An 11069-nucleotide genomic window follows, 5' to 3' on the forward strand; every position below is an offset into this window, starting at 1 on the left:
TTGCGAATGATTCGTGTAATAATCCTATGATGGATAGAAGTTTTCATTGAAATTAACGAGAAATAGCTCCTGTGTTGCCCGTGTCACTCCGGTATATAGCCATCTTAAAAATTCAAGATCCAACATCTCATCGTTTATATACCCCTGGTCGACAAAGACAATTGGCCACTGGCCCCCTTGCGCTTTATGGCAGGTAATTGCAAATGCAAATTTAATCTGAAGCGCATTATAATAAGGATCCTTTTTGATCGCTTCTAGGCGGTCTTTTTTATCCATAATGTCGGCATAATCCAAAGCAATCTCTTCGTAGAGTGTCTTCTGGGTCTCATAAGGCAGGTTGGGACTGTCGGTATAGAGGCTGTCTAGGATCACGCGGCAGGTGATCGGTTCTATTTCGTCAATGTCTACAAATTCAAGTGTGACATCTGCAAACCGAAAACCATGCTGATCGTGGATGTTACTTACTTTTCGTACTTTGGCCATATCGCCATTTGCAATAAAACCATCGCCCATGTTGTTTTCCTGCAGCCAGAAGTAGTTGTTCTTCACCACCATAATATAATCTCCACCGGTCAGTTCTTCGTCCCGAAACAAAATCCTGTTCCTTATGTTTTGGTTGTACAAATTTGCAGAGCGATTTGAACGGCAGATAATCATTGTATTTTCGAGTCCATATTTATCATAGGCATAGTTTATACCCTCTATTAACCGTTCACCTGTCATTCTGTAAAGGTCTTTGAATCCTTTAGTTATGAATTTTGGAAAAGGAAAGTCTTCTTGATCTTCTTCTGCAGAGGTTATCTCTTCGCGTATTTTTGTCGCATTGTACAATATACCGGAATCTTTGGACTGCCGGACAACGGACGTCAGCTCAAACGGATAAACGCAGAGATGAAATTCACTTTCAAGATAACTTGGGTTTAATGCGGGGCTGTCCAGAAGTCCCACAGGTGGTAACTGGGCGGTATCTCCGACAAACAGCAGGGTACAGTTCTTTCCGGATTGCACATAGCGGATCAGGTCATCCAAAAGACTTCCTGAAAATGCATTTACAGGAGCATTGGATATCATTGACGCTTCATCGATAATAAATAGGGTATCTTCATGAAGGTTTTCCGCTAAGGTGAAATCCAGCTGAAATGAAACAGCAGATTTTTTTCGATAGATTTTCTTGTGGATGGTGAGTGCTTTTCGACCCGAATAATAGGTAATCACTTTTGCAGCCCTACCCGTTGGAGCCAGCAGGACAGCTTTTTTGCGTAGTGCTGGCAGTACTTTAACCAGCGCCGAAATTAACGTAGTCTTTCCCGTACCAGCATACCCTTTCAGAACAAAGCAGGATTGCTTGTCAAAAGCGAGTAGAAATTCTTCCAATAATCCGAAGGCTTCCAGCTGCTGATCGGTGGCCTGCCACGGGAATTGTTGTATTAACAGATTTTTGATGAACACCCTCAAAGTTATTTAAAAGGTTTGTCTTATCCTCTAGAAAAAGCTATTTTTGCGTTAAGAAGTTTTAATCTTTACAATTCAGCGAATGAATTATATTTCAAAACAATTTAATATCCATTATTTACCGGAGTACAATCTTTTGGTCAAAGCTGGCTTCCAGAAGGATATCTTGGCGGTGGTTGATAAAAAATCAGTCGCCCCCATTGTAATCGAGTATCCGTCAGAAGAGCCGATTTTGGATGCGACACGCATCATGAGCCTTCCGTTTCGATTTGTCCGCGTTGTGATACCCCATCAGACATTTACATTTATTCCAAAAGAATTTTTTCTAAGCGATAATATTAGCGATTACCTACAATTTTTAGGTACATCCGATCTTGAAAACACATTTAGCTATTCTTTAGATAATCTTAATTTAGTTGCTGTATATCAGTTTGATGGATTGTTATTAAATAGATGGAGGAGGTTGTTTCCTGATGCTGTGATACTTCCCGAATTCGCTGTCGTGCTTGACCGCGCACAGGAGCGCGTTTCGATTAGAGGCAGCGTCTTAGGAATTCATTTTGTGGCTGAAAATGCTGTCGACTTTTATCTGTTTAAAAACGGAGTTTTTCAGCTCTATAATAGTTTTGAAATTCATACGCTGGATGATATTAGCTATTATGTGCTTAATATCTTAACGCAATTCAACCTTGGCGACTCCATTAATAAAGTGCTTCTTTCAGGGGAAATCCCAAATGAATCTTATTATAGACGTATCTCAACGTATACTGCTGATATCGAAATATTGGATTTGAAAACAAAAGTTGTATTGGCAGATAGGGAGGTGGAATCAAATCTGGCTCCATATAATGTATTATTTGATTCTATATTATGCGAATAATCGGAGGTCGTTTAGGAGGCTTAAGGCTCAATCCACCAACAAATTTACCTGTGCGACCAACCACGGATATCGCCAAAGAAGCGCTGTTTAATATTTTACAGAACAAGCTGGATTTTGATGGTTTAGCATGCCTGGATCTTTTTGCAGGAACAGGGAATATCAGTTTTGAGCTCGCATCGCGGGATGTAGCGCATGTGGATGCGATAGACCTTCATTTCAAATGCGTGCAATACATCAATGATACAGCGAAGAAGATGAAATTGGAGCAGATTAAAGCTAGGAAAGCCGATGTGTTTAAATTTATTGCTAGCTGTAAGCATACTTATGATTTTATTTTTGCAGATCCACCTTATGATATTCCTAAATTACCACAATTACCAAAACTAATTTTTGATCAACAATTACTGCGTGAAGGTGGGCTCCTTGTCGTTGAGCATCCATCAACAAGGCAGATGGAAGATCATCCAAATTTTATAGAAACTAGAAAATACGGGTATTCATCATTTTCTTTTTACGCTAAGACTATCTAATATGAAAATTGCTGTTTTTCCGGGATCATTTGACCCTTTTACTTTAGCCCATCAAGATCTTGTTGAAAGAGCAAAGCCGCTATTTGATAAAATTATTATTGCGGTAGGTTATAACGCCAATAAAAAAGGAATGTTAGATCACGACGAACGGGTAGATTCGATTAGCCGTGTTTTTAGCGAGGTAAGCGGGGTTGAAGTGCATAAATATAAGGGCTTAACCGTGGAGTTCTGCAGGCAGGTTGAAGCCCGTTTTATATTACGTGGGCTCCGGAATACCAATGATTTCGAATTTGAAAATGCCATTGCTCAGAATAATCTGCTGCTCAATAATGAGGTGGAAAGTTATTTTTTGATGAGTAGATCCGGAACAGCCCATATTTCTTCGTCCATTGTTAGGGATGTGTGGTTTAATGGAGGGGATATCAGTGCAATGGTGCCCATTGCCATTCTATCACTGTTGAATGAAAAATATAAATAAGGAAGATCATTAAAGCGTGATTTAATAAAAAAAGTGAAGCAAAATATTATTTTGCTGCACTTTTTTTATTGTTAGTAGACAGGATCTTATGTGTTTTATGTGAATAATATGTTTTACTATTTAAATCAGTCTGATTGTCCCCTATGCTTTAAGGCCAAATATTATTTGGCAATGCGATCTTTTAGGAGTTAATTTATTCTATTTCAAGTCATTAACCTGATTTACCTGTATTTTAGTTTACTAAGAGCTTGCTTTGTCCAATAGGTAGTACTCTTCAGGTGTAAGTTTGATTTCGACAGCTCTGCTGAGTTCTTCGAGCTGCTTGATACTGGTTGCACTTACAATAGGCGCTGTAACCGAAGGTCTATGTAAAATCCAGGCTAATGCAATGGCTGACATGCTTGCTTGTTGGCTATGGGCTATTTCAGCCAGGGCATCTAGAATACGTAGACCGCGGGCATTAAACCTGTTTTTTAATGCATCGTAGCGCTTTACCTCTTTTATATCATCCAAAGAGCGGTATTTACCCGAGAGGAAGCCACTGGCGAGTGAATAGTAGCTGATTACACCCAGGTGATTGTCAATGGCCAATTGTTCATACTGTTTTTCATATTTCACTCGGTCGTCAAGGTTGTATTCCGGCTGGATAGCAATATAAGCGGGCAGATTGTGCTCTTCAGCAATCCGGAGGGATTCCGCAATACGTTCCGGACTGAGATTTGATGCACCGATCCATTTTATTTTTCCAGTCTGGATCAGGTGATGGTAAGCCTCCAGTGTTTCATCGATTTGTGTTGTCAGATCATCATGATGCGATTGATAAAGATCAATTGTATCTACATTGAGGCGCAAGAGCGAATCTTCCACAGATTTAATGATATATTCTTTTTTCAGATTAGGTTTGCTATTATCTATTCGGCGTCCACCGACTTTTGTAGCAATCTGAATTTTATCACGCGTATCTCTTTTGTTGATCCATTTGCCAATGATTGTTTCTGATTCAGATCCGCTGTGCCCCGGCACCCAATGCGAGTAATTATTAGATGTATCGATCAGGCTGAATCCCATATCGACAAAGGCATCCAAAAGGGCGAAGGATTGCTTCTCATCTATGGTCCACCCAAATACATTTCCACCAAAGACAAGCGGTTTGAATTCAATTTCACTATTTCCGAGTTTTACTTTTTCCATGATCATTTGATTGTTTCCTAATTAAAATTAGGTAAAAAAGCCCGTTTTCAATCTATTGATAGGGGAGTTAAAAGTTTTTTTTAAATTTTCTTATTCATTATCAGTGGGTTTTAAAAATGATCAGTGAGGTAATTTGGAATAATAAAAACTTTGCTTACTTTTGCATCATCCCAAACGGATATGCCCGGATGGCGGAATTGGTAGACGCGCTGGTCTCAAACACCAGTGGGAAACCGTGCCGGTTCGACTCCGGCTCCGGGTACAAAAATCCTCTTTACATTCAGTAAAGAGGATTTTATGTTTTAATTGACTTCGCCGCCATTAAAGTATGTAAAATCGGTTTTCGTAAGTCCGGGATAAACGGCATTTACTTTAATATTTGTATCACGGAGTTCATATGCTAGCTGGATTGTGCACCTTTTTAGAGCCGCTTTTGATATTTCGTAAACTCCGTATTTAGCATAGTTGTAGGCAGGCCAATCAGGAGTACTTAGTAATGAAAGAGAGCCAAGGCTGGTACTCAAGTTGACTATTCTTGGCGCTGAGGATTTTTTGACTAGATATGATTGGCAATCTTATATTCGGAAATTATTTTAATTGTATTTTTTCCTGCAGATTTAAACTCAAAGAAATAGGCAAAAGACATTTCTTCTTTTTTAGCCTTATACATTCCATTACAAGCACCAAACTTACCGTGACTTAATACTTCATCTAAGGTCAATTCAAGCGCTTCCACATTTTTATTCAAATACTTTCTTAATTCTTCTTTGTTTGAAATTGTTTTATGACCAATTATTCTAAATTCAAACTCATCTTCAATCCCATTAGCAACAGTTTCAATTTCGTTTTTATACAGAGCTATTATAAAATCTTTGATTAATCTCCTTTTAGGTGCATTATCGCAATCTTTAGGTACATTCAGTTTCATATAAATATTTTCACTTTACATTAAAACTACAAAATATCTCACCATAAGTGAAACTATAACACAGTAATTAGCACCGGTAAGCCAAATTCTACCGCTATGCGAGATTATAAAGTATAGCAATATGCACCGGATGTAGGTTCATTACTCGCATATCCCATCTAATATCTCCATACAATCTTCCGTGCTGGACAACTCTATTGTCGGTTCAGGCCCTCTTTGGGATAAATCAGGCAGCCAATTTTGGAGGGATGGTCCTGTACTAAGTTTGCCCTACCTTGCTTGTTGAGCATAAGTATAATCATTAAATCTCCACCTGCTGCCATCGTAAAAAACAGTCCGAATGCCAGCCACAATATATTGCCTAAAAACAGGGCGACTACCGAAGGTAAGATGCCTAGGATTATACCGGGAGCGGCCGCACCGATCTGATAATCTCTCACCTTCAGCGGTTCTTTGCAATGACAGTAAGGCGTGATGGATTTCCATAAGATGCCGAAGCGAATGGACCGGAATCCCGAGGCGGCATATCTGGCCCAAATGATGCCATGAATAAGCTCATGTACAATCACTCCCGCAATAATAATGAGTATCAGCGAGGCAATCCCAGCTGTACCCGACGGAAAAGCGGCTTTATAATTCGCAATAGAAAGCTTTTGCGGCCATAGAGAGTAAAAGGCAAAACCAAAGATCAGCGCAAATGGCAAGAAGTAGGCAAATGACCTAAGCTGCGCCTGAACGGCATTAATTGTTAGCTCCTGAGCATTTCCAAGATTTGGATTGGATTCTTTCATACTTAAAAATAGAAAAAAAAGTGGAAAGTCCTTACTTTCTAAATTCTTAAAGCGAACAACATTCAATAGCAAAAGATCTGTACTGATATGATAATATCCAGGAAATCTACAGATGACTACAGAATATTTCAATTATAGAGTATACAGTTCAGCAACCGATCAAAACAAAACATTTTTGAGATAAATTTTAGCGATTAAAATGTCTGAAAGGACGAGATATTTATACAAACAATATCGTTATGGCTACAACATAACTACTTTCGGCTACATTTATAAGTTTGTCAAATCTGAACTTTGGTTTATAAATAATTTAGGATATGAAAGTATTTGTTACAGGCGCTACAGGTTTCGTAGGAACAGCTGTAGTACAGGAATTATTAAAAGCTGGTCACAAAGTTCTAGGTTTGGCAAGATCAGAAGAATCTGCTAAAAAATTAATTAACGCAGGAGCAGAGCCCCATGTTGGTGACCTGATGGATTTTGAAAGCTTAAAGTTAGGAGCCAAACTCTCCGATGCTGTGATCCATTTAGGATTTGTTCACGATTTTAGTCGTTTTCCCGAAATGAGCATTTTAGATAGTAAAGTGATCGAAGCTATCGGAGATGCGCTGGTTGGAACTGATAAACCCTTTCTGATTACTTCTGGAACTGCGCTGTTTTCAAAAGATGGAATAACAACGGAGAATGACCGAGCGGTGAACCATCCCCATCCAAGGATTGCTACTGAAAATGCAGCGGATGATCAGGTTGCCAAAGGCGTAAATGTTTCGGTGATCAGATTATCTCCCTCAGTACACGGAGAGGGGGATGAAATAGGTTTTGTTTCATTATTTATAAAAATAGCAAAAGAAAAAGGCGTCTCAGCCATCATTTGCGAAGGAAAGAACCACTGATCGGCTATAAACTGGGCTTTGAACATTCACAATCATTTAATAAACTATTTAAGGCCAAGACCAATATGACTCCGTTGGGGTTCAGAAAGTCATTCAAAAGGATTAATTCTATTTAATCTGATTTTTTCCAGAAAACAAAATTGGAGTATAGTGTAGTGGCTACTAAAATAAATAGTGCGATGACATAAATGGTTTTAGATAGCATATCGTTTTTCGAACCAACAAAGCAAATGAGGAGTAGGCTGCTTATATAAATTATACCCGCATTAACCCAAATTCTTGATACCTTTGGAGAATACATTTTTTTTGGTGAATCATAATCCGAATTCAATTCTGAGATTCTATTTTTATCCCAATAAAGTAGAATTAAACCCGCAAGCATCATCAAACTAGTGATTATCCAAGTACCCTTAAAGTGCATTGAAATTGTAATCATCCAGATATTGGCTGTTATGGCCAAAAAGAGAAATGTTCCAATTAATGCGAATCGCTGCGTCATAAGAAGGATTGCAGTAATTATCTGCATGACACCTAGAAAGTTATAATAGATACCGGAAAGATAAAGTACTTCAAAAAACTGTCCTATGGTACTGGTTGTAGGTAATTGAGTAAATCTTTCACCAACCATTTTTGTAAACCCGGAAGGGACGAATGCCAATGCAACGAGGTATCTGATATGAATAATCGTCCATTGGATAAATTTATTTTGTTGTAATTTATAAAACATATTATTTAAAAGGTATTAGGTTAGGCCGATTAATTTGTCCTTTCCTTGTGCTTACGTCTATATTTGATGATAGCAGCGTGACTTTTTATTTAGCGCAAATTTATCCTCATTCAGCAAATATTGCCAATGGTTATAATTAACCAAAAAATAGCCCACTAATAAATAATTCTTATTGTTGGTCAAACCTTCTTTTAGTTCTACTTTATATTTTTCGCGATCTTCTGAAATATATTGTTTGGTCAAAATGGATCTCAGTTTTTCTTCGGTGTCATTAATTCAATTCTGTTGCCTTGGTGTGTCGTGTTATGCTTACAGCAAACTTTTTGGCAATACCTTGTTGGTCGTAGTTTTTTTATTTAACCCACTTTTCGATTATCTCAATGAATTGCTTTTGCTGGTCAACAAATGGATAATGCGAGCAATTGTCAATTGTTTTGAAATTTTGTTTTCCAACTATTTTCTTCATATCGCTTAATTGATTTTCTGAAAAGATTTTGTCCTGTAAACCATAAATTGCAAATAATTTTACATTCTCTTTTTCTAGTTTTTTTAATATAGGTTTGGTGTCAATATTATTTTTGCTTTCATTTTTATAGAACAAAATAGGAGCGTCGTCATTTCGGATATTGCTTTTTCCGTATTCACTATCTTCATAATTTTCTCGCAATTGGTTTGCTTCATTTGTCGGAAATGGCATTTTGAAATAGTTGTTCATACTTGCAACTTCGTAACATTGCTTTCTGTATTCAGCCGAATTTTTAGCTAATTTTTCAATTTCGGAAATTTTGGAAAGCATTAAGGTGTCATTCTTTTTTTTGTAAATTTTTAGTGTTGTTTCCAAAATATGGTTATACGTTTCTTGTTGTGAAAAAAGTGCACCTGCAAGAATCAATGAATTTACTTTTCCAGGATTTTGTTCTGTAAAGAGTGTTCCAACCAAGCCACCAAAGCTATGAGCAATGATATTTGCTTTTTTGATATTATACCTTTCGTAAATGCTATTTAAATCGCTAATTGCTTCTTGGAACGTAAACTTTGCAGTTTTGTCGATTGAACGACCTTCACCACGTCTGTCATAAACGATAACATAAAAACCTTTTCTTGCTAAATTTTCTGCAGTTGTTCCTTCAAATAGTGTTGAGTTTCCTCTTGGTCCGCCGTGAATGAAAATTATTGCCGGGTTTTCACTTTTTCCGTATGCTTTTGAGTAAATCTTTTCCGTTTGAGCTCTTCCAATTAATGTTGTCAGCGTACAAAAAAGCAGTAAAAATATTTTTGTCATTTTAAAATGTTATGTTTTGTTATGAATTCAGATAGAATTATCGGCAACCCTGAGATCAAAATCAATCCGTCTTATTATTCCGGGAAGGTCCATTTAAGCAAGTTGACATGGTTACACGGTGTCTTGGAATATTGATTATTCAAAGAATAAGTTGATATATAAAAATAGCAGGTTTTTGTATGGAGATTACATTAGCTTATATTTTTTGCTCTGATCGCCGATACTGTCCGCTCGTCAGCAACACCGTCAAAATATTTTTTGAGGACGTCATCAAATATATTTTCAGTATCGCTAATCATGGCAAATAATGTCATGCAGGAGCGCAACTTGAGGTAATCGGGATAACCGAATATTTCTTCTGCCGTAAAGCCATCGAGCTGCAGGAGGGCTTCTGAAATTTCAATTAAGTGCTTCCCAAGAACGGGGTGGGCCAAATATAAGATTGCTTCAGATAGACCGGAGATGCCATATTCGTCGGAAATTGCACTACTTCCCAAACCCCTGAGCTGCGGGAACACATACCACATCCAATGGGAAGTCTTCCTGCCATTTTTGATTTCAGAAAGTGCCGTCAGATAAACTTGGTTCTGGGCATCCAAAAACCTTTTTAATTCCATATAAGTTTGCGATTTAATATAAATTGCAATATACGCAATTAAGCAAATTATTTCTGCATCTTTTGCTTTGGAAGCCCGATTTCAAGCTCCTGCGCATATGGCGCGCGATTCGTCATGCTGACATCCTCGTGCAGATTTTGGTACGCCATAGTATGCAAATCGGCGAAAGCTAAGTTACATAATGTGGCATTATAGTACATTTTACCACGCTTATAGGCGACTATGCCAGCTCAAAAATGTCCTATAATAACACTATGCAAAATAGCCAATCCCATAGTCTTCACCCCGAAAAAATATCCGCATTTACATTGCAAGACACTTAAGGAGATAACCTTTTGATTTACCATTTATAAGCACAAGCGCACCAGACTGAAAAATGGGTGAAGCAAATCATGTCTTATTTTTAAGAAAACTCTTTAATAGCTTTTGTAAATTTGATGAAAATCTATTTTCGCACATTATGGCTGTACCTGTCAATAAAGAAGAATTACAAAAGGCAATTGAAACGAATTACAACAAACTGGAAAAGGAATTATCGACCATTCCTGTTGGATTAACTACCACCACAGATTTAGAAGGACATGCAAAGGATACTACAATGAGTATCAATAATCTTATTTCTTATTTGATAGGGTGGGGAGAATTAGTGCTTAAATGGAATCGGAAAAAAGATAATAATGAGCCTGTAGATTTTCCTGAAACAGGTTATAAATGGAATGAACTTGGTAAGTTGGCTCAGAAGTTTTACAAAGATTATGAAGACATTGACTTTAATACATTGTGTAGTAAATTAGATAAAACGGTTTCTGACATTCTTAATCTAATTGAGCAAAAATCTAATGCTGAATTATATGAGGTTTCTTGGTATGAGAAATGGACTTTAGGAAGAATGATTCAGTTTAACACGTCTTCGCCTTATACCAATGCAAGAGGGAGAATTCGTAAGTGGAAAAAAGAACGTAACATTAAATAAAAAATCCTCTCCGCTTCGACAGAGGGTGTAAAGTGAATTTGTCGATTGGAATTATTTAGTTTTGAATATTGCCAGTTAGCGTGAGATTACATTGGTATGATTATGGTCAGCTAAAGAGCTATTTGGATGATGCTTTTGCGACAGGTGATATCCAGCCAATGGTCGTCGTTGCGCCTGATGCAAATTATGGTACCAAAAGAATAAGCTACTTTAATGATCCTATGGGTGATTTTTATCAATTTAGAGGAAATACTGGAAGAGTATCTTTCTATACCCTTAATGTTAAACAACTGGAAACAAAGCAACTGGAGTTGCTAACTTAGTCGG

14 protein-coding genes and 1 tRNA gene are annotated in these 11069 nt (G+C 37.5%); 7 read left to right on the top strand and 8 right to left on the bottom strand.

Features of this window, described 5'->3' with window-relative positions:
* Positions 1-24: 24 nt before the first annotated feature.
* The gene (locus B2107_RS02435; protein ID WP_293952823.1) at positions 25-1449 is read right to left on the bottom strand and encodes an ATP-dependent DNA helicase; all 1425 of its coding nucleotides are present in this window, start codon (positions 1447-1449) and stop codon (positions 25-27) included.
* Positions 1450-1534: 85 nt separating this feature from the next.
* On the opposite strand from B2107_RS02435, the gene B2107_RS02440 reads away from it, so the two are divergent.
* Genes B2107_RS02440 through coaD form a run of 3 tightly spaced genes read left to right on the top strand, consistent with a single transcriptional unit; the run spans position 1535 to position 3340 of the window.
* Positions 1535-2332, top strand: a complete 798-nt coding sequence (locus tag B2107_RS02440) for a DUF3822 family protein (RefSeq protein ID WP_293952825.1) — start codon at positions 1535-1537, stop codon at positions 2330-2332.
* On the top strand, positions 2323-2862 hold the full coding sequence (gene rsmD, locus B2107_RS02445) for a 16S rRNA (guanine(966)-N(2))-methyltransferase RsmD (RefSeq protein WP_293952827.1): 540 nt from the start codon (positions 2323-2325) through the stop codon (positions 2860-2862). Before B2107_RS02440 ends, rsmD begins: the two co-directional genes overlap by 10 nt.
* Before the next feature lies 1 nt (position 2863).
* Positions 2864-3340 (top strand): pantetheine-phosphate adenylyltransferase, encoded by a 477-nt coding sequence (gene coaD, locus B2107_RS02450; RefSeq protein ID WP_293952829.1) that lies wholly within the window; start codon positions 2864-2866, stop codon positions 3338-3340.
* Positions 3341-3580: 240 nt separating this feature from the next.
* Here coaD and B2107_RS02455 read toward each other — a convergent pair whose 3' ends face one another.
* Positions 3581-4531 carry an aldo/keto reductase gene (locus B2107_RS02455; protein WP_293952831.1) on the bottom strand — a complete coding sequence of 317 codons (951 nt, stop codon included), beginning with the start codon at positions 4529-4531 and terminating at the stop codon, positions 3581-3583.
* A 182-nt stretch (positions 4532-4713) separates the two neighbouring features.
* On the opposite strand from B2107_RS02455, the gene B2107_RS02460 reads away from it, so the two are divergent.
* Positions 4714-4793: transfer RNA gene (locus tag B2107_RS02460), tRNA-Leu, on the top strand.
* A 40-nt stretch (positions 4794-4833) separates the two neighbouring features.
* Here B2107_RS02460 and B2107_RS02465 read toward each other — a convergent pair.
* The 3 genes from B2107_RS02465 to B2107_RS02475 all read right to left on the bottom strand — a co-directional run bounded on the left by B2107_RS02465 (position 4834) and on the right by B2107_RS02475 (position 6382).
* Positions 4834-5055, bottom strand: coding sequence for an SDR family oxidoreductase (locus B2107_RS02465; protein WP_293952833.1), 222 nt, complete (start codon positions 5053-5055; stop codon positions 4834-4836).
* Between the two features lie 32 nt (positions 5056-5087).
* Complete coding sequence (locus B2107_RS02470; RefSeq protein WP_293952835.1) at positions 5088-5459, bottom strand: hypothetical protein; 372 nt, start codon at positions 5457-5459, stop codon at positions 5088-5090.
* 194 nt (positions 5460-5653) lie between these two features.
* On the bottom strand, positions 5654-6382 hold the full coding sequence (locus B2107_RS02475; protein WP_293952836.1) for a DUF3267 domain-containing protein: 729 nt from the start codon (positions 6380-6382) through the stop codon (positions 5654-5656).
* Positions 6383-6567: 185 nt separating this feature from the next.
* Between B2107_RS02475 and B2107_RS02480 the strand changes: the two genes are divergently transcribed.
* Positions 6568-7143 (top strand): NAD-dependent epimerase/dehydratase family protein, encoded by a 576-nt coding sequence (locus B2107_RS02480; RefSeq protein ID WP_293952838.1) that lies wholly within the window; start codon positions 6568-6570, stop codon positions 7141-7143.
* A 112-nt stretch (positions 7144-7255) separates the two neighbouring features.
* On the opposite strand, the gene B2107_RS02485 is transcribed toward B2107_RS02480, so the two are convergent.
* The 3 genes from B2107_RS02485 to B2107_RS02495 all read right to left on the bottom strand — a co-directional run bounded on the left by B2107_RS02485 (position 7256) and on the right by B2107_RS02495 (position 9769).
* Positions 7256-7870, bottom strand: a complete 615-nt coding sequence (locus tag B2107_RS02485; RefSeq protein ID WP_293952840.1) for a hypothetical protein — start codon at positions 7868-7870, stop codon at positions 7256-7258.
* A 352-nt stretch (positions 7871-8222) separates the two neighbouring features.
* Complete coding sequence (locus B2107_RS02490) at positions 8223-9152, bottom strand: alpha/beta hydrolase (RefSeq protein WP_293952842.1); 930 nt, start codon at positions 9150-9152, stop codon at positions 8223-8225.
* 191 nt (positions 9153-9343) lie between these two features.
* Positions 9344-9769 carry a DUF1810 domain-containing protein gene (locus B2107_RS02495; protein WP_312378444.1) on the bottom strand — a complete coding sequence of 142 codons (426 nt, stop codon included), beginning with the start codon at positions 9767-9769 and terminating at the stop codon, positions 9344-9346.
* A gap of 376 nt (positions 9770-10145) precedes the next feature.
* On the opposite strand from B2107_RS02495, the gene B2107_RS02500 reads away from it, so the two are divergent.
* Together B2107_RS02500 and B2107_RS02505 are read left to right on the top strand one after the other, a co-directional pair.
* Entirely contained in the window at positions 10146-10742 is a 597-nt protein-coding gene (locus B2107_RS02500) for a ClbS/DfsB family four-helix bundle protein (protein ID WP_293952844.1), read from the top strand.
* Between the two features lie 80 nt (positions 10743-10822).
* A complete protein-coding gene (locus tag B2107_RS02505) occupies positions 10823-11065 on the top strand; it encodes a hypothetical protein (protein WP_293952846.1) in 243 nt (80 codons plus the stop codon).
* Positions 11066-11069: the final 4 nt, after the last annotated feature.

Origin of the sequence: Sphingobacterium sp. UBA7855 (genome assembly GCA_002500745.1) — a bacterium.
GTDB lineage: Bacteria > Bacteroidota > Bacteroidia > Sphingobacteriales > Sphingobacteriaceae > Sphingobacterium.